We start from the raw sequence: 23,322 nt of genomic DNA, 5'->3' as shown, positions 1-23,322 counted from the left end.
GCTGCCGACCTTTGGAGAACCGGCACTGGAAGTGGGCCGTGCCTGGCATCGGTATTGCGCTGTCTGTACTCCTGGCGTTGCTGATCGGTGGTGTGCTCTACGTGATCACTGCAGCGCTGAAATCCAGCGACGTGTATCGCGACGCGCTGCAGATCGCAAAGACCGACGCGCAGGTCGTGCAACGGCTGGGCATGCCAATCAACGAAGACGTCTCGATCAACGGCAGCATTCGTTATTCCGGTCCTACCGGCGAAGCGCATTTCAGCGTCGGGCTGCACGGCCCGCACGGCAAGGGCCGTGTGCAGGTGGATGCCATGCGCAGGCAGGGCCGCTGGACCTACCGGACATTGACCTTCGCCGGCGTCGATGGCGCCCGGATCGATGTGTTACCTGTTGCCGCCTCGCCGCCGCCGCCGCCCGCCGGCCATGACCTAAGGCAGATTGCCGCGGCCGCTGCAGATGGGTAGGGTCGCGCTACTCAATTCGCGGATCTGCCTCATGAAGCCACTCGTTCTCGCCGTTGCGCTGGCGCTCGGTTCCTCGTTGCCGTTGCAGGCACAGACCGGCAAGACTGCGCCGACACAACCCGCCAGCCCGGCCTGGGTGCAGACCAGCAACGGCTATGCGCAGATCCTGCTCAATGCGCAGGCGCCGTTCCAGCCCGAATACGCCAGCTTCTTCGGTGTGCCCGGCTACGACGATCAGGTCGTCGACCTCGGCCCGGACAACGCCGCGCGCTATCGCGATGCCATGCGCAAGGCGCGCGCCACGCTGCAAACGAAGTTGACCACCGAGCGCGATGCCAACGTGCGCCAGGACCTGCAGATCATGATCGGCGCGGCCGAGCAGAACATCGAAGGCAGCGAGCTCAACGAACGGTATCTGTTGCCCTGGAGCGATGCTCCCGAGGCGGTTTTCAGTGGTCTCAACGGTCTGCTCTCCGACCAGACCGTGCCCGAGCGCCGCGCCAAGGCGCTGGATCGCCTCAAGCGTTACGTCGGCCTGGTACCGGGAAGCACGCCCACCACCACGCTGGCGCGCCAGCGCTACGAGGAAAAACTGAGCAACAAGGCCCTGCTGCAGCCCACCCAGCGCGAAGTAGAGCAGGCGCTGGCCAATGTGGACACCTACGTCGCCGGTATTGGCGAGCTGTTCGCCAAGTACAAGATCGCCGGCGCCGACGAGGCGCTCAAGGCCATGTCCACGCAACTGAAGGACTACGCCGCGTGGACCCGCGCCACCGTGCTACCCAAGGCGCGCAAGGACACTCGCCTGCCCGAGCCGCTTTACGCTTTCCAGCTCAAGCAGGTCGGGATCGATATCGCGCCGCAGCAGCTGATCCAGCGCGCGCAACTGGAGTTCATGGAGACCCGTTCGGCCATGCGCCAACTGGCGCCGCTGGTGGCCAAGGCCAAGGGCGTGCAGGGCGGCGATTATGTGCAGGTGATCCGCGCCCTCAAGGGCAACAAGATCGCCGACGACCAGTTGGAAACCCACTACCGCGGCGTGATCGATCAGATCGACCCGATCATCCGCCAGCAGCGCATCGTCGATGTGCCTAACCGCCCGATGCAGATGCGCCTGGGCAGCGCCGCCGAAAGCGCCGCGCAACCGGCGCCGCACTTCCTGCCGGCCCCGTTGATCGGCAATACCGGCCAGCAGGGCCAGTTCGTGTTGCCGCTGGGCAACCCGACCGCCGATGGCGCCAAGAAAGAGCAATACGACGACTTCAACTTCGGCTCGGCCGCCTGGACGCTCAGCGCCCACGAAGGCCGCCCCGGCCACGAACTGCAGTTCACCGCCATGGTCGAACGCGGCGTCTCGCTGGCGCGCAGCATGTTCGCCTTCAACTCGGTCAACGTCGAAGGCTGGGCGCTGTATGCCGAAGCGGAAATGGTGCCGTACGAACCGCTCGACGGCCAGCTGATCGCCCTGCAGTTCCGCCTGCTGCGCGCCGCCCGCGCCATGCTCGACCCGATGCTCAACCTGGGCCTGATCGACCGCGAACGCGCGCGCCAGGTACTGGAAGACGACGTCGGCCTCTCGCCGGCCATGACCCGCCAGGAACTGGACCGCTACACCGTCCGCGCCCCCGGACAGGCCGGCAGCTACTTCTACGGCTATACCCGCATCCTCGAACTGCGCATGCGCACCGAACTGGCCCTGGGCAAAAAGTTCGACCGCCTGGCCTTCAACAACTTCCTGCTCGACCAGGGCCTGCTGCCACCGGATCAGCTGGCCAAGGCGGTGGAGACGCAGTTCATTCCGGCGCAACAGGCCAAGCGCTGACCAGCTCCGTGGAGTTCAAAAAAACAGGGCGCGATAAAAGGCCGCAAACAGCCTTCCGTCGCGCCCTGGCGCAGTGATGCGGGTGATTCTTTGCGGGCTTTACCGCGTCGCTGGGGAGACGTCCGGTGCAGGACGCTGCTGTGCCCCCGCCGGCACCCAGATCGCCACTCCGGCCGCGCGCTTTTGGGTGGTGGGAATGCCGATCCCCAAGCCGCCGCCGACGCGGCCGCCGTAGCTGCCACCGCCCACCGACAGGCCGCCGCCGGAGCGTTCGGAGCCCACGCCGACGATGACCACGCCGTTGGCGCCGAGCTTGGCGGCTTCGCGCTTGAGGCGTTGCACGGCAGCGTCGGTCTGGCCCTGGGTGCCGAAGCCGGCGGCGCTCGTCGATTCGAGCTGGGCGATTTCCACCGAGCCGACCGGGGCGTTGGAATACACCTGCACCTGCGCCGGGTCGATCGGCGCGCGCGCCTGGCCCAGCATCACCTTGGAGCTGCTGGCGCAACCGGCCAGCAAGGCGGCGGTCGCCGCGGCGATGGCGACGTTCCTGATCAGCGATTGCTTGTGCATGGTGGACCCCCCTCGGGTGATGAAAGCTGGGTAATGAAATCCGCGTAGTGGCAGCGATGATCCGGCGCCTGGACTGAATCGCGCCGCACTTTGGCGCACCCTAGCCATGCCGGTGTGAGGCTGCCGCCAAACCGCCATTGGTCATGATGACCACCCGCCCACGGCGTGAGGACGGCCGCGCCGGTAAGCTCGTGCTTTCTTCAAGACGAGGTGGCACGTGGGACTGATCAGCCTGTTGTGGGGCATCGTGGCGCTGCTCTGGATGGTGTTGGCCTTCATTCCGCTGCTGGGTTGGGGCAACTGGTTCCTGATTCCGTTCGCGGCGGTGGGCGCGCTGATCGCCGCCATCGCGCTGTTGTTCACCTCGGCAGGCAACCGTGGCCGTGCCAAGACCGGCTTGGTGCTCAACGGCCTGGTGATCGTGGTCGGGGTGATGCGCCTGACCCTGGGCGGCGGGATTATCTAACGGGCTCTCGACAAGGCGGCGATGCGCACCTGCGTGTGCAGGTGTCGGGTGCGCGCGCGTCCGGCAGGGTCTGCATCGCCAGACGTCGGCGCCTTGCTCGACCTGTGGCTGAGAGAAAGCGAGCAAGAACCCGCGTGCCGTTGCAGCGCTGCGACACTGCGTCGCAGCGCGTTCTGCGCATCATGGCGGGCGTAAACTGATGCGCTGTCTACAGGAGCCTTGTCATGGCCCACCCGCACTATCGCCCCCGCCGCATGCGCCACGATGGGTTTTCGCGTCGGTTGATGCGCGAGAACACGCTGACCACCGATGACCTGATCTGGCCGGTGTTCGTACACGAACTGTCCGGCCGCGCGCCGATCGCGTCGATGCCCGGCGTGGAACGCCTGTCGCTGGACGAGCTGCTGCGCGAGGCGGAAAACGCGCTGGAACTGGGCATCCCGGTGATCGACCTGTTCCCGGTGATCGACCCGGCCGGCAAGAGCCTGGACGCGGCCGAAGCCTGGAACCCGGACGGCCTGGCGCAGCGCGCGGTGCGGGCGTTGAAGTCGCGCTTCCCGGAGCTGGGCGTCATGACCGACGTGGCGCTGGACCCGTACACCACCCACGGCCAGGACGGCATCATCGACGCGAAGGGTTATGTGCTCAACGAGATCACGGTCGAGGCCTTGGTCAAGCAATCGTTGTCGCATGCGCAGGCGGGCGTGGACATCATTTCGCCTTCGGACATGATGGATGGCCGCATCGGTGCGATCCGCCGCGCGCTCGATGCCGACGATCATCTCAACGTGCGGATCATGGCGTATTCGGCCAAGTACGCCTCGGCGTTCTACGGCCCCTTCCGCGATGCGGTAGGCAGCGCCGGCAATCTGGGCAAGGCCGACAAGACCACCTACCAGATGGACCCGGCCAACGGCGATGAAGCCTTGCGCGAGATCGCCCTGGATTTGGAAGAAGGCGCGGACATGGTGATGGTCAAGCCGGGCATGCCGTATCTGGATGTGGTGCGCCGGGTGAAGGATCAATTCCGCGTGCCGACCTTTGCGTACCAGGTCAGCGGCGAGTACGCGATGCTCAAGGCGGCGTCAGCCAACGGCTGGCTGGACGAGCGCAAGTGCGTGCTCGAAGCATTGATGGCCTTCAAGCGTGCCGGCGCCGATGGCGTGTTGACCTATTTCGCGCCGCAAGTGGCGCGCTGGTTGCGCGAAACACGCTGAGCGCGAGCACGGTGCGACGACGCTGCCACTCAGTTGCGCAAGAATGAGGGCCGCTCGCGTCGGCCAGGCAGTCGCCTGCGTGCAATGGGGTCTGGAGCGGGCGGCCTGGTTCGATGGGCGTCGTTAGCCTGACAGATGCGCCAGCGCCCGCTGGATCGCGGGGAGTCGACGTGCCGCCTGCATCAGATGCAATACGGCACGTCGCTCCCATGCACTAGCGTTCAAACCTTTTGATGGTATGGCTTGCGTACGCCGCAACAGGACCGGCGCGCTACGCTTGAAATTTCCGGGTCAGCCGCGCAACGCGCCTGGCGACGGCGCAGTGCCGAGCCAGCAACTGATAGTGGTGCAAATCCCGAATCCCAAATCCCGTCTCAGGGCAGCACCAACGCGATCGCCTGCGACTTCACGCTGGCGCTGAGCGAGGGGAACGGGTCGACGTTGGTCATCACGACCAGGTCGTCGATCGACACCACGTCGCAGTTGATGCTGCTGTCGTTGACGCACAGATACGCGCCCGCGCCCACGCCCGGTTCGTAGATGGCCTTCCACACATACGTCGGGACGGCGACGTTGTCGGTGCCGATCGTCGCTGCAGTGCCGCTGTCGAATGCCGGGCCGGTCACCACGTACAACTCGCCGTGTTGCTTGGCCAGCTGACGCACCTGCTCTTCGATGTGCGCCCACTCGCCGGTGTTGAGCTTGTGGTCCTGCGGGACGACATTGGCCATGGAAAATGTTTCTTTTTCCGAACTTTCGGTCGATGCATCGCCGGCCGGCGTCATGTGCCCGCGGTCGTAGCCGGTATTGGTGTAGTCGGAACTTTTCGAGCGATCAGCGGCGGGGATGCCGGTTTCGTCGTGGAAGGAGCCGACCCGGCCGATCGCCTCGGCGCCGGCAACCTGTTGGTCGGTGAGGTGCTCGGCCGAATACACCGGGTCCTTGGTCACGCCCGAGGCCAGCAACACGTATTCGGTGTGGCAGACCTCGGTGGCGCGGGTCGTGCTGCTGCCCACGCTCGGCGGGGTGCCATTCGCGTAGAGGCTGGGACAACGGGTGGCGGCCATCGCCACGGAGGTCGTGCACAACACTGCCAGGGCCACACAACCGCGCAGGAGGAAGGACATTGCAGAGCTCGCTTGCCAAGGGAAGTGAGGAAGGTGGCAAGGCGCGATGTCCAAACGATGACCGCGCCATGTGCGGCAGATGACGGCGCGGCAGCACGCGTCAGACCAGACAGACCGCTGCCGGGCGCGGCGTGCAGCGAGCCATAGAACGCCGTCGGCATCGATGCAGATCGGATGCGAGACTCATTCTCATCTACAATGGGCGGCCGTCCTGTTTCGTGTCCAGGTCTTGATCAAGACGCTCCTGTTCCAGCTGCATTGGCTGCTCGGCATCACTGCCGGGCTGGTGCTGTCGGTAATGGGGTTGACCGGCGCGGCGATGTCGTTCGAAAACGAGATCGTGCGCATGGCCAATCCGGCCATTGCGCAACTGGCGCAACGGCATGCGGCGGGCGAGCAGCCCTTGCCGGTGGATGTGTTGCTGCAACGGCTCGATCTGGCGCCAGCCGGTGCCGGGCAGAAACAGACGGTGACGCGCCTGTTGATCGATCCCACTGGTGCGCGCCCGTCTGCCGCGCGCCTCTCCGGCAAGGGCGCGGGCCGGGTGTATTTCGACCCCTATACGGGTGAGCGGGTCGCGCCGCCGCGGCTGAGTACTGCGTTTGCCTTCATCGAAGACCTGCACCGCAATCTGACGGCCGGCAAACGCGGGCAGGCGGTCACCGGTGCGAGCGCCTTCATCTTGCTGTTCTTCTGCGCATCTGGGCTGTATCTGCGCTGGCCGCGACGGTGGTGGAGCCCGCGCACCTGGTGGGTGGTGGAATGGCGGCGGCAGGGGCGCAGTTTTTTGTGGAGCCTGCACGCGGTGTTCGGCACCTGGTGCTTGCTGGTGTATTTTCTGGTCGCGCTGACCGGGCTGACCTGGTCCTACCCCTGGTATCGCGATGGCATGATGGCCTTGCTTGGCGGCCTGCCTGCGATACGCGGCGACAAAGGCGATAACCGCCCGGCCACCGTCGATCTTGCACGCGTGCAGCGCACGCTCGATGGCATTCCCGCCACGCGCAGCGCCGCCCTGGATCTGCGCATTCCCGCGCGCGCCGGGCAGCCGTTGAATGTGCGGTTCTTGCCCGACCATCCCGCTCACGATCGCGCCTACAACAGTCTTGATATCGCGCCGGACAGCGGAGCACTGCTGCAGCGCCTGGACTACGCGCTGCTGCCGCGCGGGCAGCAATTGGCGGCGAGCATGTTCCCGCTGCATTCGGGCAGTTTCTTCGGGTTGCCCGGGCGCATCGTGGTGATGCTCGCCAGCCTGGGCATGTCGGTGTTCTTCGTCACCGGCTGGATGCTGTATCTGGATCGGCGCCGCAAAAAACGCGAACTGCGCGCTGCGCGCAAGGTGTTGCAAGGCGCAGCACCGGCCTCGCAAGCGGCGCCGTGGTTGATTGCGTTTGCCAGCCAGAGCGGTTTTGCCGAGCGCCTGGCGTGGCAGGCCGCCGGGCATCTGCAGGCCGCCGGCTTGCCGGTGCAGGTGTGCTCGCTGGCGCAGCTGGATGCGCAGGCGCTACAACGCACCGGGCATGCGCTGTTTGTGATCAGCACGTTTGGCGATGGCGAGCCACCGGATGCGGCACGCGGTTTCGAGCGTGGGCTGCTGCGGCAACGCCTGCAATTGCCGCACCTGACCTACGCGGTGCTGGCGCTGGGAGACCGCCAATATGCGCAGTTCTGCGGGTTCTCGCGGCGTGTCGAACAGTGGCTGGATGCGCAAGGTGCACGCGCGCTGTTTCCTGCGGTGGAACTGGATAACGTCGACCCGCAGGCGCTGGCGCAATGGCATGCGCAGCTGGGCCAGATCGCCGGTGCACCCATGCGCGTGGCGCCGCTGGCACGGACCAAATTGACCGAATGGACCCTTTCCTCGCGCATGCATCTGAATCCGGGCAGCGAGGGGGCGCCGATCTGGCGCGTCGATCTGCAGCCGCCTGCCGATGCGCAGTGGCAGGCCGGCGACATCCTCGAAGTGCAGCCTGCGCATGCCCAAGCACAAGTGCGCGCCTGTCTGGCGGCATGGGGCCTGGCGCCGGACGCACTGGTGCACGTGGATGCGCAGCTGCTGCCATTGCAGCAGGCTGCCGCCGAGCGCGTCCTGCCCGAGCCGCCCGCAACGCCGCTTGCCCATCGCCCTGATCCGCAGACCTGGCTGGATGCATGTGCCTGGCTGCCCACACGCGATTATTCGCTCGCCAGCGTACCGGCTGACGGCACCGCGATGGTAGTGGTGCGGCTGACGACGCGTGCCGATGGCAGTCCCGGTCTGGGTTCGGGGTGGTTGATCTGCCATGCGGCGATCGGCACGCCGGTGCGCGCACGGTTGCGCACCAATCCCGGGTTTCATCGGCTCGAAACGATGCCGATGGTCTTGATCGGTAACGGAACCGGCATTGCGGGCCTGCGCGCGCTGCTACGCGAGGCCGAGTTGGCCGGCGTGCATGGGCACTGGTTGTTGTTCGGCGAACGGCATGCGGCGCACGACCGCCTGTTCGCCGACGAGCTGCAGGCCTGGCAGGCGAGTGGGCATCTGCAGCAGCTGGAGTGGGTGTTCTCGCGCGATCAACCACAAAAGCGCTACGTGCAACATCACTTGCGCGACGCCGGCGACACGCTGCGACACTGGATCGACCGCGGCGCGGTCATTTACGTCTGCGGCAGTCTGGACAGCATGGCGCGCGAGGTCGATGCAACCTTGCGAGAACTGCTCGGCGACATGCGATTGGAATCGCTGACCGCGGCCGGCCGTTATCGACGCGATGTGTATTGAGCGCGGCGCTGATGGCGCCAGCCCCGCCTTACATCGGCTAGCAGAACCTGGCCAGTGAGCATTGTGCGGGTGCGCAGAGTAGAGAGCCGCAGACCACCGTGGACGACGGATACGCGCCCACTCCGAGTGGCTGGCGTTCTACGTTTGTATGGCATTGGTGCAGCGTTGTGTCGGCTGATGACCTGTTGGACCTATCAACAACTCCTCGACGGTCGAGCGTGCGCTGTCCTCGTCGCGCGCGGGACACGCCATGAACCCATTCCTGTGGTTCAACGGCGGCAGCTATGCCGCCAACGGTCCCGCAAGCGGCGCAGGCACCACGCCAGTCAGTTCGCGGGTTGTTTATCGAAGAATGAGCACGTCGCGTCGCACGGTTTGCTAGTCCCCGCATTGGAAGCGATCAGCAGCTCTGCGGCGAATGCCCAGACAACATGGTCTCGATCTGACCGATGCACCCATCCACCTCAACGGCAACTCGCATCGCCGTCGGCTGCCGGTGCCTTCATCCGGTAGATGTCCAACTGCCCTGCGCGCGGCGCACGGGCGCTGCCGGTCACCAGCAATTCGCCCGGCTTGGCGGTATCCACGACCGCGCCGAAAGTGCGCTCCTGCGGCCCGTTGAACGACAGTGGCAGCGGCAAGCCCTGGGCAAAACGACCGTCCTTGCAGATGGCCAGCAGCAACTGGCTGGGGCCATCGGTCTTCCCCCGGGCCCAGACCAATGCGCGCCCGTCGCCGAGCCAGGCTGCGTCCAGCTCGTCGGCTGCGCTATTGATGTCGACCAGGGCCACCGGCGTGGTGAACGCCTGCCCATCCCAGCGCGCGACGAACAGATCCATGCCGCCAGCACCGCCATGACCGTCGCTGGCGAACAGCAGGCGTGTGCCGTCCAGCGACAGCGTCGGTGCGCGCTCGTTGCCGGCGCTGTTGATCGCCGCGCCCAGCGATTGCACCGGGCCCACGGCGCCTTGCGCACCCACCGGTGCACGGTACAGGTCGCTGCCGCCCGCGCCGCCGGGCCGGGTGGAGGCGAACAGCAGCCAGCGGCCGTCGGCACTGAACAATGGGGTGGTCTCGTCCTGCGCGGTATTGATCGGCAGCGGCTGCGCGTCCTGCCAACGCCCGCCGCGCAGTTGCGCCTGCCACAGATCCCAGCCGCCGGTGCCACCGGCCCGGTCGCTGGCCCACACGATGCGCTGCCCGTCCGGGCTGAGCGTGGCGCGCGCCTCGTTGGCCGGCGTGGAGACCACACCCATGCCCTCGATGCCGAATTCAGCAAGCCCCGAAGCAGACGGGACGCAGAGTAAACTTGCCGCCAGCGTAAGCAGCGTCCATCGATAGTGCATGCGGTGTTCCTGCCTCAAGAGCGGCTCCAAGTCGCGCACAGTCTAGTCAACCAGAGAGCGTTTCATGCCCGTATCCCGTTATGCCGTGTTCGGTCACCCTGTCGCCCATTCGCTGTCGCCGGCCATCCACACCGAGTTCGGGAAGCAGACCGGCATTGCGCTGGACTACACCGCCATCGACGCGCCGCTGGAGGATTTCAGCGCCGCGTTGCAACGCTTCGCCGATGAGGGCGGCAAGGGCGCCAACGTCACCCTGCCGTTGAAGGAAGCCGCCTATGCGCTGGCCAGCAGTCTGAGCGATCGCGCGCGGTTGGCCGGGGCGGTGAACACGTTGGTGCGCAATGACGGCCAGTGGCAGGGCGACAACACCGACGGCGCCGGCCTGGTGCGCGATCTCACCGAACGCCAGGGCCTGGATCTGCGTGGCCGCCGCGTGCTGCTGCTGGGCGCCGGTGGTGCTGCACGCGGTGTGGCGCCGGCGCTGCTGGAGGCGGGCATCACCGCAATGGTGGTGGTGAACCGCTCGCCCGAGCGCGCCGATGCCTTGTGCGATGCGCTGGGCGAGCCGGCGCGGGTGACGTCGCGTTACATCGAAGACCTGCGCGAGCTGGGCGACTTCGAACTGATCGTCAATGCCACTGCCGCCGGTCGCGACCGCGATGCCGGTGCGTTCGCATTGCCACTGGGTCTGGTCAACAGCCTGACGGCCGCGGTCGATCTGAATTACGGCGACACCGCCATTGCGTTTCTGGCCTGGGCGCGCGCGGCGCAATGCCGGTACGCCATCGATGGACTGGGCATGCTGGTGGAACAGGCTGCCGAGAGCTTCGCGCTGTGGCATGGCGTGCGCCCGGACACCGACCCGGTCTATGCCGCGCTGCGCGCGCGCGAGGCCGTGCTGGTCAGTGCCGACTGACGTGGGCAGCGCCGATGCCACCGCGATCCTGCTAACCCTGGTCACCAGCCTGCTGTCGCGCGTGCCGATGCTGATTGCGGTGCTGCTCGGGCTGGCTCTGTTGTGGCGCGCACCGCATAGCCCGCTGCGGCGCGCCGGGCTGGCCGCGCTCTGGTTGCTGCTGGGCTGCCTGTTCGCCGAGGTCGCCGTCCAGGCGATTCCGATGGTGTTGCTGCAGCAAGGCAACGTGCGCCAGATCAGCATGGTGGTCGGCGTCGCCCACTTCGTGCTGATGGCCATGCAGGCCGTCGGCATCGGCCTGCTGGTGTGGACGCTGGCAGCCAGCCTGCAGCGTTTGCCAGCTGGCACTGGTCCGCGCCCGTGATCCCGCTCAAAGCCATCTTGCTGGTGATCGTTGGACTGGTCTGTGCCGGGCAGGGCGTGTGGACGCTGCTGCATCCGCAGGCGCTGGCGGCGGTCAATCGCGGCGGCCTGTTGTACGAACGTTTCGGGCCCAATGGCGTCGGCGCCGGCATGCTGTTGATGGGCGTGGCCATGGCGGCCATCGGCCTGGTGTGGGCGCGCCATGCGTGGCCGGTACGCCGGCAGCGGAACTGAGCGCGCATCGATCCTGCCTACGCGTTAAAGACATCGACGTTTCGTGCATCGGCATTCACTGCGCCGCCTTCCGGGTCGCGCCGGCGGCGGGCGCCTGCAGGCGGCCGGTGCTGGGCCACGATCGGAGAATCGAACCATGCCCTCGGCCGCGTAGCAGTCGCACCAGCGTGGGAGTGGCCGGGTGGCCGCCGCAGGCAGGCAACCTGTTCAGCCCTGCGGCGCGCCGGTCGCAGTCACTGCGCCGGTCCGTGCGAAAATAGCGCGATGAGTGAAGTTGCCCCACCGGCCGCGCCGTCGGCGCCCGTTTCCACCCAGCGCAGCCTGACCGACCCGATCAAGGCCAGCATCCGCGACGCTTACGCCAAGCTGCAGGCCAATACGCCGGGCTTTGCCACGCGGCGCGCACAGAGCCAGATGATCGGCCTGGTCTCCCGTGCCCTGGCCACCTCCGGCGGCATCGGCATCGCCGAGGCGCCCACCGGCGTGGGCAAGAGCCTGGGCTATCTCACCGCCGGCGTGCCGATCGCACTGGCGACCAAGAAAAAACTGGTCATCAGCACCGGCACCGTGGCGCTGCAATCGCAGCTGGTGGAACGCGACATCCCGGCCTTCCTCAAGGCCACCGGACTGGAAGCGACCGTGGCGCTGGCCAAGGGCCGTACCCGCTATCTGTGCACCCGCAATGCCGCCGAACTGGAAGGCGACACCAGTCAGAACGCCATGTTCGAAGACGAGCAGGCGCTGTACGACCGCCCGCTCAGCCCCGTCGATGCGGATCTGGCCAAACGGTTGGCCAAGGCCTACGCCGCCCGCACCTGGAATGGCGATCTGGACGATGCGCCGGAACCGATCTCCGTGCCGCTGCGCATGCGCATCACCACGCCGGCCTCCGGCTGTGCGGGGCGCCGCTGCAGCTACGCGGCGCAATGTCCGGTACTCAAGGCGCGCACCGATGTACGCGAGGCGCAGATCGTGGTCACCAACCACGCCTTGCTGCTGTCGTCGCTGTCGCTGGGCGATGCCGAAAACGGCCAGCCGCTGATCGCCCCGCCAGCGGACATGCTGCTGGTACTCGACGAAGGCCACCACATCGCCGGCGTGGCGATCGACCAGGGCGCGGCGAACCTGCCGCTGGATGAGATGGCCAGGCGCACCGGGCGCCTGCAGCTCCTCATCGCGGCCGCTTATCGCGCAGTGGACAAGGACAAGCTGGGCAACTTGCTGCCCAACGAAGCCATCGAGGTGGCTGCGCGCGTGTCCAAACTGCTCAAGGCCTTCCACGCCGAGGTCGAACGCGTGTGGAAGCCCGAGCCCGGCGAGCGCGATCCGCTGTGGCGCGCGGCCAATGGCAAGTTGCCGCCGCAGTGGGGCCCGGCCATCGAAGAGCTTGGCGAAGAAACCCGCGCACTGTTCAACTGGGTGCATGCCGCACACAGCGCCATTGCCAAGGGAAAACAGGACGATTCCGCGCGCGAACGTCTGCAGCGCAGTCTCGGCCTGGCGCTGGAGATGGCCGAGCAGCAACACAATCTGTGGAGTGGCTGGCGCCGCGAAGACAAGGAAGGTCAGCCGCCGATGGCGCGCTGGATCACCCTCTCGCGCGATGGCGACCTGATCTGCCATTGCTCGCCGGTGTCGGCCGCGCAGGTGCTGCGCACGATGATCTGGAACGAGGTGGATTCGGTGGTGATGACCTCGGCCACGCTGACCGGTGGCGGCGATTTCCAATCCTTCGCCATCGACAATGGCTTGCCCGATCACGCCGAAATGGCATCGCTGGCCTCGCCGTTCGACCTGCCCAACCAGGCCGAATTGATCGTCCCCAATTTTCCGGTCACTCCCGACGACCGCGAAGGCCATCCCAAGGAAGTGGCCAAGTATCTGGTGCGCGAACTGGATTGGAACGCCAAGGGCAGCATCGTGTTGTTCACTTCGCGCTGGAAGATGGAAAAGGTGGCCGACCTGATGCCGTTGGCGCAACGCAATCGCGTGCTGGTGCAGGGCGAAGGCAACAAGTCGCAACTGATCACCGAACATTTGCGCCGCATCGGCGCCGGCGAAGGCTCGGTATTGTTCGGCCTCAATTCCTTCGGCGAAGGCCTGGATCTGCCCGGTGAAGCCTGCACCACCGTGGTCATCACCCAAGTGCCGTTCGCCGTGCCCACCGATCCGCAAACCTCCACCTTGAGCGAATGGCTGGAAAGCCGCGGGCACAACGCCTTCAACCTGATCGCCATCCCGCATGCGTTGCGCACGCTCACCCAATTCGCCGGCCGCCTGATCCGCAGCTCCAGCGACCACGGCCGCGTGATCATCCTCGACTCGCGCCTGCTCACCCGTCGCTACGGTAAACGCATCATCGATGCCTTGCCGCCGTTCAAGCGGGTGATTGGGCGTTGAAGATCGCCTGGCGATGCTAGTGCCATCATCATCGCATCGTGCAATCTCGCGTGCGACGGTGATGGCGCAGCCGATACGGATGTAGCGCGCCGGTTCGGATGTTGCGCGATGCAAGCCAGCGCCGCGCTGTGCAGCTACACAGGGAGCATGGCCAGTCGTACCGCATCGGCATACGCGCGATGGTGTAGCTGCAGCGTTGGAGGATCTCGTGCCGCGGCTCTGCATAATCGGCGCTGCATACGTGGCCCAGTCCTGCATCGCGCGATGCGCAATGGGCCACTCGCGTCATCCACACTGCGCACGATCCTGCAACGCAACATTGGCTGCGCGCGATTGAAACTCAGGTCGCGCAAAAAAACGCAATGACGCACGTAGCGTTCGATAATGCGGTTATTTGCTATGTACCGCTCGCGCGTTTGGCGATGCATATCACGCAACGCAGTCATCATCATCTTCCCCTATCGAAGCGATCATAACTAACGACTTCTCACACTCCGGCCTGCTAGCGATGATTCAGCCTCCTCAAACGAGCTGACGCCATGCGCCCTGGACACCTCATGGTGCTAGCCCTGCTAGCCCCGACGTTGATCGCTCCGCCGGTCTTCGCCCAATCCGTTCTGACCCGCGACAATGGGGCCAAGGTCGGCGATAACCAGAATTCGCAGACAGCCGGTGCCACTGGCCCGACGCTGCTGCAGGACGTGCAGCTGATCCAGAAGCTGCAGCGTTTCGATCGCGAACGCATTCCCGAGCGCGTGGTGCATGCGCGCGGCACTGGCGTCAAAGGCGAGTTCACCGCCACTGCCGATCTCTCCAGCCTGACCAAGGCCAAGGTCTTCAGCGCCGGCGAAAAAACTCCGGTGTTCGTGCGCTTTTCTTCGGTAGTCCATGGCAACCATTCGCCGGAGACGCTGCGCGACCCGCATGGTTTCGCTACCAAGTTCTATACCAGCGAAGGCAATTGGGATCTGGTCGGCAACAACTTCCCCACCTTCTTCATTCGCGATGCGATCAAGTTCCCCGACATGGTGCACGCGTTCAAGCCGGACCCGCGCACCAATCTGGATGACGATTCGCGTCGCTTCGATTTCTTCTCGCACGTGCCAGAAGCCACGCGCACGCTGACCCTGCTGTACTCCAACGAGGGCACTCCGGCCGGCTATCGCTTCATGGACGGCAATGGCGTACACGCCTACAAGCTGGTCAACGCGCAGGGTGAAGTGCACTACGTCAAGTTCCATTGGAAGACGCTGCAGGGCATCAAGAACCTCGATCCCAAGCAGGTCGCCGCGGTGCAGGCCAAGGACTACAGCCACCTGACCAACGATCTGGTCGCTGCGATCAAGAAGGGTGATTACCCGAAATGGGATTTGTACGTGCAGGTGCTCAAGCCGGAAGACCTGGCCAAGTTCGATTTCGACCCGCTTGACGCCACCAAGATCTGGCCGGACGTGCCGGAGCAGAAGGTCGGCCAGATGGTGTTGAACAAGAACGTCGATAATTTCTTCCAGGAAACCGAGCAGGTGGCCATGGCGCCGGCCAATCTGGTGCCGGGTATCGAACCTTCGGAAGACCGCCTGTTGCAGGGCCGTATCTTTTCCTACGCCGACACCCAGCTGTATCGCATCGGTGCCAATGGGCTGAGCCTGCCGGTCAATCGCCCACGTGTAGCTGTCAACAACGGCAACCAGGACGGCCAGGGCAACATCGGCCAGACCACCAGTGGGGTGAACTACGAGCCGAGCCGCCTGGAGCCGCGTCCGCAGGACACCGCTGCGCGCTACAGCGAGCTGCCGCTGTCGGGCACCACCCAGCAGGCCAAGATCACCCGCGAGCAGAACTTCAAGCAGGCCGGCGAGTTGTATCGCTCCTACAGCAAGAAGGACCGTGCCGATCTGGTGCAGAGCTTCGGTGAGTCGCTGGCCACCACCGACCCCGAAAGCAAGCACCTGATGCTGTCGTTCCTGTACAAGGCCGACCCCGAGTACGGTACCGGCGTCACCCGCGTGGCCAAGGGCGATTTGGCGCGGGTCAAGCAGTTGGCCTCCAGCCTGCAGGACTGATCCGCCCGACGACATCGCGGCCTGCGCCGCGGTGTCGTCTTTACTTCGGGAGATCCCTATGCGCACCCTGTTGTTTCTGATGCTTGGCAGCGTGTCTGCGATTGCCAACGCTGCGTCGCCTGCATCTGCATCTGCATCTGCATCTGCATCTGCATCCGCTGCCAGCGCAACGGCCACTGCCACTGCCACGCCTGAGCAGATCAAGCTGCAACTGCGCGAGTATTTCTTCGACGCCGCGCGTGAGGGCCGCCAGGAGATGCTGGCCGAATTCATCCGTTCGCATTACGACCTCAATACCCGTGACGAGAAGGGCTATACGGCCCTGATCCTGGCCGCATACCACGGCCAGCGGCCGGCGGTGGAGCAATTGCTGAGCGCCGGCGCCGATCCCTGTGCGCAGGACAAGCGCGGCAACACCGCACTGATGGGCGCCATCTTCAAGGGCGAGCTGGGCATCGCCAAGCGCCTGATGCAGGCCGATTGCGCGCCGGACCAGCGCAACAACGCCGGCCAGACCGCTGCGATGTATGCGGCGTTGTTCCAGCGCACCGACGTGCTCAAGGACCTCGCCGCCAAGGGCGCGGATCTCAGCCTCAAGGACGGGCAGGGCAACGATGTGACCAAGCTACAACGCGGCGAATTTGCCACCGTGCCGGCGCGCTGAGCGCGCCAGTCTTGCCTGCCAGGCGCGCCCCTGACAGCGTGCCGCACCGGCCGCGATGTGTCCGTGGTTGCGCTTCACTCACTAGAAGCAACGGGACGCTGTTCGTGGCAACGGCTGTGGGTGCGGCAGGTGGGTAGTCACGCGCGCTCTTGTCGCAACGCCCCGGCTCTCGCGAAGACGCCACGCTTGTAGGTGCACGCCGCCCCCCGGTCGCTGCACATCCTCCAGCTCTTGCTGCACCTGCCATGTCGACGGCGTCGATCGGGATCGCCGCATCCATCGCCGCACTCCTAACCGCTGTCTGGTACCCCCAAACCGCGCCTTGCAGCGCCGTCGGTTTTCCGCCACGGCCGCGCTGGATCTCTGACAGTGGCGGTGAAATCTTCGCCATTGCGTCAGGATTTTTCTGACGCGCAAACCCTTGTGCGCCAAGGCTTTGACAGAAAACTGAGTACTTGCTGACTTGCTTTAAATCGCCTGGAAAAAATCGCAGAAAACAGTTCAAGAAAGCGCCGGGAACGCCGATGCTGCAGCTATCGCATCGCACCTTGGAACCCCCGGACCATGAAGCTCGATCCCTCCATTCCCTTCCTGATGTCGCTGCTGGCCATGGTGCTGTGCACTGCCGCTGCCGTGGTTGCGCTGGTGTTCGGCCAGGTGCATGTGCTGGCCAAGTCGTGGAGCTTCTACACGGTCATGGGCACTGCCCTGATCACGCTGGTTGCCTCCTACCATGCACTGGGCAAGCCGCTGAGCGCCGAAGAGCGTGTCGGTGTCCGTAACCCGTAAGTTCCGGGTTCGTCCGGGCGCAGCGGTCACCGCGGCACCGGACCTGGAAAGCTCCGCTCGTCACTGACGATGCAAGGCGTTCGCCGCAGAGGCGAACGCAGACAGGCACCGCGCATCCTGCAGCGCTGCCTCCGTTACCGCCCGCACTTGGCGAGCGAGGGAAACTAAAACAGCGTCAACGCGATCTTCGGCGCTGTTGCCGTTTCCGACAGTAAAACGCACCCGTGGTGCTGGCCGCCCAAGCGCGTCACCAGCGCCACTCGCAATCGCGCGTCATGCTCGTCGCCGGCCAGCTGATAGGGGGCGATCCCGTGGCGCAACGAGTAGGCGATCCTGCAGCTAAGTCCCAAAGCAGCCGCTCCAGCCGCCCACTCCGCACCGCCGCAGATTCATCGACGCCCGTGTAAGCTGTTGATCCTGCTTCGCATTCTAATGGCTGCTCGCTGCGGCCACTTCGTCGATGACCGCTTCCGCCGATCGCTACGCCGCCTCCCTGCGCCTGTCCGTCGCTCCGATGATGGATTGGACCGACCGCCATTGCCGGGTCTTCCACCGCCTGTTGGCGCCGTCCGCGCGCCTGTACACCGAGATGGTGCACGCCAACGCGGTGATCCACGGCGATCGCGCCCGCTTGATCGGCTTCGATGCGGTGGAACATCCGCTGGCGCTGCAGCTGGGCGGCAGCGATCCCGCCTTGCTCGCGCAGGCGGCGGCGATTGCGCAGGAGTGGGGCTTTGATGAGATCAATCTCAACTGCGGTTGCCCCTCCGACCGTGTGCAGGCCGGGCGTTTCGGCGCCTGCCTGATGCGCGAGCCGGCGCTGGTGGCCGAGTGCGTCGCGGCCATGTGCGCGGCCACCCACGTGCCGATCACCGTCAAGTGCCGCCTGGGCGTGGACGACGATGACGACTACACGCTGTTTGCCCGCTTTGTCGACCAGGTGGTCGCAGCCGGCGCGGCCATGGTGGTGGTGCATGCCCGGAACGCCTGGCTCAAGGGCTTGTCGCCGAAGGAAAACCGCGAAGTGCCGCCGCTGCGGTACGACTGGGCTTACCGGCTCAAGCAGGAGCGGCCCGGTCTGCCGGTCGTGCTCAACGGTGGCATCGTGGCCGTGGACACGGCCATGGCGCATCTGCAGCACGCCGACGGCGTCATGCTCGGCCGCGCCGCCTACCATGACCCGTACGTCCTGCATTGTCTGGATGCAGCCTTGAACCAGCGGCCCGAGCAATCGCGCGAGTCCTTGCTGCGCGCCTATCAGCCGTACGTGGAATCCCAACTGGCACAGGGTCTGGCCTTGAAGCACATGACCCGGCACGTCCTCGGTCTGTTTCATGGTCAGCCTGGAGGCAGGGCGTTCCGGCAGGTCCTGAGCGAGGGCGCCCATCGCCCGGGCGCCGGTTGGGAACTGGTCGAGCAGGCCCTGGAGCGCACCGACACCCGGTCCTGGCGCGTGGTTGCCTGACGTTGGCCCACCGCTTGCATTCCTGAACGGGCTGCCTGGATCTCCGAGCGTTTCGGTGGCTGCCGCAGCAGGCGCGTCCGTAATACCGCGTGCTCGCCGTGTCGGCCACTCTGATCGGCATTCATTTCACTGAATGCCGTTAACGTGAAGCTAAAAAGTTCAGATCGGATTCACCCCGAAAAATCAAGAATTTGGCTCGATTCCGATGCTCGACCCTCAGGTATGCGTGGTCGATTTCACGAATTTTGAATGTTTCTGAACAACCCGCTAGGATTTGTTTGTGACCCAAATGCACTGCCGCGCTCGCCAAGTCGCTCTGGTTGCCCTCTGGGTTGCCATGGCCGCGCCGTCGGCCTGGGGCCAGGGCTATCCGATGGTGCAGAGCGGACGCGAGGCGATGCCGCCCTCGGCACGCGGCAATAGCCGCACGCTGTCGGACACCATTCGGCATGTGCAGCGGTCTACCGGTGGACAGATCCTGGGTGCCGAGCGTGTGCCGTTCGATGGCGGCAATCTCAATCGGGTCAAGTACATGAAAGATGGGCGCGTGCACACCGTGTATGAGCCGGAGCAGACGCAGGCTGCGCCTGCGCGTAACTTGCCGCCGCCCGACGCGCCACCACGCGACGATAACCACTGAACGTAGATAGTTCTGCGTTCAGTCTTATAAATTCCCCGGCCGCTGGCCGACAACGTAACTAGGGAGAGTGCATGCGTATCCTTTTGGTCGAAGACGAAGCTCCGCTGCGCGAAACCCTTGCGGCGCGTCTGAAGCGCGAAGGCTTTGCGGTCGACGCTGCACAGGACGGCGAAGAAGGTCTCTACATGGGCCGCGAGGTGCCATTCGACGTCGGCATCATCGATCTTGGCTTGCCCAAGATGTCAGGGATGGAGCTGATCAAGGCCCTGCGCGATGAAGGCAAGAAGTTTCCGGTGCTGATCCTGACCGCGCGCTCGAGCTGGCAGGACAAGGTCGAAGGCCTCAAGCAGGGTGCCGACGATTATCTGGTCAAGCCGTTCCATGTCGAAGAGTTGCTGGCGCGCGTCAACGCGCTGCTGCGGCGTGCTGCTGGCTGGAGCAAGCCCACGCTGGAATGTGGCCCGGTCGCGCTGGACCTGGCGGCACAGACGGTAAGCGTCAACGGCGCCAACGTCGATCTGACCAGCTACGAGTACAAGGTGCTCGAGTATCTGATGATGCATGCCGGCGAACTGGTCTCCAAGGCCGATCTCACCGAGCACATCTACCAACAGGACTTCGACCGTGATTCGAACGTGCTGGAAGTATTCATCGGTCGCCTGCGCAAGAAGCTCGACCCCGATGGCGAACTCAAGCCGATCGAAACCGTGCGTGGCCGTGGTTATCGCTTCGCCATTCCGCGTACCGAAGGCTGAGTCAGCGCGTCAGCGAGCAGGAAGACCAAGTGCCGGGCCGCTCCAAGTGGTATAGACGCTGGCGGCCGCGCTCATTGCAGGCCCGCCAGCTGCTGGCCGCCAGCCTCAGCCTGGTGGCGTTCCTGGCACTGGCGGGTTACGCGCTGGACGTGGCGTTTGCCGACACCGCTGAGAAGAACCTGCGTGAGCGGCTCAAGAACTACGCCTCCGCGTATGCGGCCAATATCGATTTCGTACGCGACGGGTCGCTGTACATCGGCGGGCAACCGCCCGACCCGCGCTTCGATGTGCCTGGCGGCGGGCTCTATGTTGAAGTTGTACGCCCGGACGAAAGCTGGACCTCGATGTCGGCCGAAGGCCCGAACATTCCGCATGGCCGCATGCTGGAGCCGCGCCAGGAAGAATTCATCGGCCCGCTGGAAATGACCCAGATCGACGGCAGCCTGGGCCAGCTGTATCGCTACGGGCTGGGCGTGAGCTATGTCGAACGCGAGCACGGCGGCGAGATTCCGTACACCATCTACGTGATGGAGGACGCGCGCTCGATGGGTGCGCAGCTGCGCGTGTTCCGTGGTGCAGTGTGGTTCTACCTTGGCAGCGCCGGTGTGGTGTTGCTGGTATTGCAAGCCTTCATTCTGCAATGGAGCCTGCGTCCGCTGCGGCGGGTCATCAACGAGTTGACCAAGGTGCAGCGCGGCGAGATCCAGCGCATGAGCGAGCAGCATCCACGCGAACTGGAGCCGCTGACCGACAGCATCAATGCCTTCATCGAAAGTGAGCGCGACAACCTGGAGCGTCAGCGCAACACGCTGGCCGATCTTGCGCATAGCCTCAAGACGCCCATTGCCGTCTTGCGCACACAACTCGATAGCGGTGCGTCCGAGCGCGACCTGCACGAAGAGATGGATGTGCAGCTGCGCCGCATGAACGATTTGGTGTCGTACCAGCTGGCGCGTGCGGCGTCCAGCGGGCACAAATTGTTCGCGGCACCATTGCCCATCGAACCGACCGCCGAAGAAATCGTGCGTGGCCTCGAGAAGGTGTATTCGGTCAAAGGCGTGTTGTGCGAATTCGATATTTCGCCCGAAGCACGCTTTCACGGCGAGCCGGGCGATTTGCAGGAACTGCTTGGAAATTTGCTGGAAAACGGCTTCAAGTGGGCGCGCAGCCGGGTGCTGCTGACCGCAAAACCGGGACCCACCACCGGTAGCCGTCGTGCCGGGCTGATTCTGTCGGTGGAAGACGATGGCCCCGGCATCGCGCCGGAAGACGTGGCCAAGATTCTGCAGCGCGGTGTGCGTGGCGACGAGCGTGTGCAAGGGCATGGCATCGGCATGTCGATCGTGCAGGACCTGATCAAGGGCTATCGCGGCGAGCTGCAGGTGGTGCGCTCGCAGGAACTGGGCGGTGCCCGCTTCGATGTGACCCTGCCGCCTGGATTGTGACCGCCGCAGGGCCGATGAACCCGTGGCCAATGTGCGCTGGCGTTCCGACAACCGTTTAACGCCTCACGCGTTGGCTTACCCATACTGGGCGGGCAAGCCGTTGCGATGGAGGGGCTGCATGTTCGAGCAAGTTGGCCAGGCCGTAGGCGTGGATGCGCGCGTCGCGCACGTGCGGCGCACGCGAGGATGGCGTGTGCTGCCGCTGTTGATCGGCAGCCTTTACGCGCTCACCTGCACGGCTGCCGAAACGCCGCTGACACCATCGCAGATGCGCTGGCTGCAGCGGGCCACCTATGGGGTTGATGCCAGCAGCGCGACGCAGCTGACACGGCTGGGCCCCAAGCGCTTTGGTGCGTTCTTGTTGCAGCCCAGCGACGACGCTGCGTTGCCCGCGGCGGTAGGCGCGCAGCTGCAGCGCTTCGACGCATTGCATACCCCGCTGGTGGCATTGCTGACCCAGTACGAAGCCGACAAGGTCCGCCTGCAATCCATGCCCGATGGCGATGAGAAGGTTGCCTTGCGCAAGGAATGGCAGGCGCGCGGTGGTCAGATGCTGGTGCAGGCGCGGCAGGCGCAACTGTTGCGCGCGGTGTACGCGCCGGATCAACTGCGCGAGCAACTGGTGTGGTTCTGGCTCAATCATTTCAGCGTGTATGCCGACAAGGCCCGGGTGAAGTGGATGGCGGCCGACTACATGGAAAATGCGATCCGCCCCAATGCCACCGGCAAGTTCGCCGACCTGGTGATGGCCACGCTGGAAAGCCCGGCGATGCTGGAATACCTGGACAACGCCAAGAACGCCAAGGGCAAGGTCAACGAAAACTACGCACGCGAGTTGATGGAACTGCATACGCTGGGCGTGCACGGCGGCTACGGCCAGCAGGATGTGCAGCAACTGGCGCTGATCCTCACCGGCGCGGGCCTGGTGCCGATCAAGGCCAATGGCGCGCCGCCGTTGCCGCCTGCAGCGCCAGGGCAGGCGCAGGTCGTGCGCAAGGGTCTGTTCGAATTCAATCCGGCGCGTCACCAACCCGGCGACAAGATACTGCTTGGCCAGCGCATTGCCAGCGGTGGGCTGGATGAGATCGAACACGCCGTGCAGGTGTTGGTGCGCCAGCCGGCCTGTGCGCATTTCATTTCGCAGCGTCTGGCCGAGTACTTCGTCAGCGACGCCCCGCCTGCGGCGCTGGTGACGCGCATGGCCAATACCTTCCAGCACAGCGATGGCGATATCGCCAAGGTCATGCAGACCATGCTGGCGTCGCCGGAGTTTGCGCAGGCGCAACCGCGCAAGTTCAAGGACCCGAACCGGTTCGTGGTGTCGGCGATGCGGGTGGCGTACGAGGGTCAACCGGTGATCAACGCCGCGCCAATGGCCAGTTGGGTGCAGCAGCTGGGTGAACCGTTGTTTGGTCGCATCACGCCCGATGGTTGGTCGCTGCAGTCGCAGGCCTGGACCAGTTCCGGGCAGCTGGCACGCAGGTTCGAGGTGGCGCGTTCGATCGGCGGCGCACCGAAGCAGTTGTTTCGTCTGGAGGGCGACAACCAGACGCCGATTCCTGCGCCGGTGCAGATCGATACGCACCCCTCGTACCGCTGGTTGGCGCCATCACTGTCGGCCGCCACACGGCAGGCGCTGGAGCAGGCGCGCTCGCCTGTCGAATGGAATGGGTTCTTGCTGTCGTCACCAGACTTCAATTATCGCTAAGGCCATGGCGCCGAGTCGGATCTGCCGATTCAAGGCCCACGCGTCACGTTCGCAGATGCAACAACAACCGATCCAGCGATCCAACGAATGCCAGGCGCTCA

20 protein-coding genes are annotated in these 23,322 nt (G+C 65.1%); 17 read left to right on the top strand and 3 right to left on the bottom strand.

Annotated elements, in window-relative coordinates:
- Positions 1–38: 38 nt before the first annotated feature.
- Positions 39–467 (top strand): cytochrome c oxidase assembly factor Coa1 family protein, encoded by a 429-nt coding sequence (locus ACCQ07_RS19490; RefSeq protein WP_372363558.1) that lies wholly within the window; start codon positions 39–41, stop codon positions 465–467.
- A gap of 31 nt (positions 468–498) precedes the next feature.
- On the top strand, positions 499–2,289 hold the full coding sequence (locus tag ACCQ07_RS19485; RefSeq protein ID WP_039418136.1) for a DUF885 domain-containing protein: 1,791 nt from the start codon (positions 499–501) through the stop codon (positions 2,287–2,289).
- Between the two features lie 99 nt (positions 2,290–2,388).
- Here ACCQ07_RS19485 and ACCQ07_RS19480 read toward each other — a convergent pair whose 3' ends face one another.
- On the bottom strand, positions 2,389–2,859 hold the full coding sequence (locus ACCQ07_RS19480; RefSeq protein WP_008576484.1) for a hypothetical protein: 471 nt from the start codon (positions 2,857–2,859) through the stop codon (positions 2,389–2,391).
- 223 nt (positions 2,860–3,082) lie between these two features.
- Between ACCQ07_RS19480 and ACCQ07_RS19475 the strand changes: the two genes are divergently transcribed.
- Positions 3,083–3,325 (top strand): hypothetical protein, encoded by a 243-nt coding sequence (locus ACCQ07_RS19475; protein WP_017156266.1) that lies wholly within the window; start codon positions 3,083–3,085, stop codon positions 3,323–3,325.
- Positions 3,326–3,549: 224 nt separating this feature from the next.
- Positions 3,550–4,542, top strand: coding sequence for a porphobilinogen synthase (gene hemB, locus ACCQ07_RS19470; RefSeq protein ID WP_014091349.1), 993 nt, complete (start codon positions 3,550–3,552; stop codon positions 4,540–4,542).
- A gap of 374 nt (positions 4,543–4,916) precedes the next feature.
- Here hemB and ACCQ07_RS19465 read toward each other — a convergent pair whose 3' ends face one another.
- Positions 4,917–5,669 (bottom strand): DNA/RNA non-specific endonuclease, encoded by a 753-nt coding sequence (locus ACCQ07_RS19465; RefSeq protein WP_029820651.1) that lies wholly within the window; start codon positions 5,667–5,669, stop codon positions 4,917–4,919.
- 229 nt (positions 5,670–5,898) lie between these two features.
- On the opposite strand from ACCQ07_RS19465, the gene ACCQ07_RS19460 reads away from it, so the two are divergent.
- Positions 5,899–8,433 carry a PepSY domain-containing protein gene (locus tag ACCQ07_RS19460; RefSeq protein WP_372363557.1) on the top strand — a complete coding sequence of 845 codons (2,535 nt, stop codon included), beginning with the start codon at positions 5,899–5,901 and terminating at the stop codon, positions 8,431–8,433.
- A 464-nt stretch (positions 8,434–8,897) separates the two neighbouring features.
- Here ACCQ07_RS19460 and ACCQ07_RS19455 read toward each other — a convergent pair whose 3' ends face one another.
- Entirely contained in the window at positions 8,898–9,779 is an 882-nt protein-coding gene (locus ACCQ07_RS19455; protein ID WP_071118144.1) for a TolB family protein, read from the bottom strand.
- Between the two features lie 64 nt (positions 9,780–9,843).
- Between ACCQ07_RS19455 and aroE the strand changes: the two genes are divergently transcribed.
- From aroE to ACCQ07_RS19395, 12 genes are all read left to right on the top strand, one after another.
- Positions 9,844–10,695, top strand: coding sequence for a shikimate dehydrogenase (gene aroE / locus ACCQ07_RS19450; RefSeq protein WP_011348929.1), 852 nt, complete (start codon positions 9,844–9,846; stop codon positions 10,693–10,695).
- Positions 10,685–11,059 carry a hypothetical protein gene (locus tag ACCQ07_RS19445; protein ID WP_029820649.1) on the top strand — a complete coding sequence of 125 codons (375 nt, stop codon included), beginning with the start codon at positions 10,685–10,687 and terminating at the stop codon, positions 11,057–11,059. The genes aroE and ACCQ07_RS19445 overlap by 11 nt, the downstream gene beginning before the upstream one ends.
- Positions 11,056–11,292, top strand: coding sequence for a hypothetical protein (locus tag ACCQ07_RS19440; protein WP_029820647.1), 237 nt, complete (start codon positions 11,056–11,058; stop codon positions 11,290–11,292). The genes ACCQ07_RS19445 and ACCQ07_RS19440 overlap by 4 nt, the downstream gene beginning before the upstream one ends.
- A gap of 264 nt (positions 11,293–11,556) precedes the next feature.
- Complete coding sequence (gene dinG, locus ACCQ07_RS19435) at positions 11,557–13,692, top strand: ATP-dependent DNA helicase DinG (RefSeq protein ID WP_014091343.1); 2,136 nt, start codon at positions 11,557–11,559, stop codon at positions 13,690–13,692.
- A gap of 557 nt (positions 13,693–14,249) precedes the next feature.
- The gene (gene katB / locus ACCQ07_RS19430) at positions 14,250–15,755 is read left to right on the top strand and encodes a catalase KatB (protein ID WP_031424697.1); all 1,506 of its coding nucleotides are present in this window, start codon (positions 14,250–14,252) and stop codon (positions 15,753–15,755) included.
- 58 nt (positions 15,756–15,813) lie between these two features.
- On the top strand, positions 15,814–16,419 hold the full coding sequence (locus ACCQ07_RS19425) for an ankyrin repeat domain-containing protein (RefSeq protein ID WP_218211802.1): 606 nt from the start codon (positions 15,814–15,816) through the stop codon (positions 16,417–16,419).
- 564 nt (positions 16,420–16,983) lie between these two features.
- Positions 16,984–17,208 carry a hypothetical protein gene (locus ACCQ07_RS19420; protein WP_008576462.1) on the top strand — a complete coding sequence of 75 codons (225 nt, stop codon included), beginning with the start codon at positions 16,984–16,986 and terminating at the stop codon, positions 17,206–17,208.
- A 460-nt stretch (positions 17,209–17,668) separates the two neighbouring features.
- A complete protein-coding gene (gene dusA / locus ACCQ07_RS19415) occupies positions 17,669–18,673 on the top strand; it encodes a tRNA dihydrouridine(20/20a) synthase DusA (RefSeq protein WP_008576458.1) in 1,005 nt (334 codons plus the stop codon).
- Positions 18,674–18,947: 274 nt separating this feature from the next.
- Positions 18,948–19,313 carry a hypothetical protein gene (locus ACCQ07_RS19410; protein WP_029820643.1) on the top strand — a complete coding sequence of 122 codons (366 nt, stop codon included), beginning with the start codon at positions 18,948–18,950 and terminating at the stop codon, positions 19,311–19,313.
- Positions 19,314–19,384: 71 nt separating this feature from the next.
- Positions 19,385–20,068 (top strand): response regulator transcription factor, encoded by a 684-nt coding sequence (locus tag ACCQ07_RS19405; protein ID WP_002808458.1) that lies wholly within the window; start codon positions 19,385–19,387, stop codon positions 20,066–20,068.
- A gap of 74 nt (positions 20,069–20,142) precedes the next feature.
- The gene (locus ACCQ07_RS19400) at positions 20,143–21,513 is read left to right on the top strand and encodes an ATP-binding protein (protein ID WP_008576455.1); all 1,371 of its coding nucleotides are present in this window, start codon (positions 20,143–20,145) and stop codon (positions 21,511–21,513) included.
- 118 nt (positions 21,514–21,631) lie between these two features.
- Complete coding sequence (locus ACCQ07_RS19395) at positions 21,632–23,221, top strand: DUF1800 domain-containing protein (RefSeq protein ID WP_127167734.1); 1,590 nt, start codon at positions 21,632–21,634, stop codon at positions 23,219–23,221.
- Positions 23,222–23,322 lie beyond the last annotated feature (101 nt).

Source organism: Xanthomonas sp. NCPPB 3583 (assembly GCF_041475715.2).
Lineage (GTDB): Bacteria > Pseudomonadota > Gammaproteobacteria > Xanthomonadales > Xanthomonadaceae > Xanthomonas > Xanthomonas euvesicatoria.
Note: the sequence above shows the minus strand (reverse complement) of the source record. Positions and strands in the feature narration are given on the sequence as shown.

Bases quoted from the DNA above. Each gene is read 5' to 3' on its own strand.
- aroE (WP_011348929.1), top strand. From the start codon at position 9,844: ATGCCCGTATCCCGTTATGCCGTGTTCGGTCACCCTGTCGCCCATTCG.
- dusA (WP_008576458.1), top strand. From the start codon at position 17,669: ATGACCGCTTCCGCCGATCGCTACGCCGCCTCCCTGCGCCTGTCCGTC.
- ACCQ07_RS19395 (WP_127167734.1), top strand. From the start codon at position 21,632: ATGTTCGAGCAAGTTGGCCAGGCCGTAGGCGTGGATGCGCGCGTCGCG.
- ACCQ07_RS19425 (WP_218211802.1), top strand. From the start codon at position 15,814: ATGCGCACCCTGTTGTTTCTGATGCTTGGCAGCGTGTCTGCGATTGCC.
- ACCQ07_RS19405 (WP_002808458.1), top strand. From the start codon at position 19,385: ATGCGTATCCTTTTGGTCGAAGACGAAGCTCCGCTGCGCGAAACCCTT.
- katB (WP_031424697.1), top strand. From the start codon at position 14,250: ATGGTGCTAGCCCTGCTAGCCCCGACGTTGATCGCTCCGCCGGTCTTC.
- hemB (WP_014091349.1), top strand. From the start codon at position 3,550: ATGGCCCACCCGCACTATCGCCCCCGCCGCATGCGCCACGATGGGTTT.
- ACCQ07_RS19455 (WP_071118144.1), bottom strand. From the start codon at position 9,779: ATGCACTATCGATGGACGCTGCTTACGCTGGCGGCAAGTTTACTCTGC.
- ACCQ07_RS19485 (WP_039418136.1), top strand. From the start codon at position 499: ATGAAGCCACTCGTTCTCGCCGTTGCGCTGGCGCTCGGTTCCTCGTTG.
- ACCQ07_RS19465 (WP_029820651.1), bottom strand. From the start codon at position 5,669: ATGTCCTTCCTCCTGCGCGGTTGTGTGGCCCTGGCAGTGTTGTGCACG.
- ACCQ07_RS19480 (WP_008576484.1), bottom strand. From the start codon at position 2,859: ATGCACAAGCAATCGCTGATCAGGAACGTCGCCATCGCCGCGGCGACC.
- dinG (WP_014091343.1), top strand. From the start codon at position 11,557: ATGAGTGAAGTTGCCCCACCGGCCGCGCCGTCGGCGCCCGTTTCCACC.
- ACCQ07_RS19420 (WP_008576462.1), top strand. From the start codon at position 16,984: ATGAAGCTCGATCCCTCCATTCCCTTCCTGATGTCGCTGCTGGCCATG.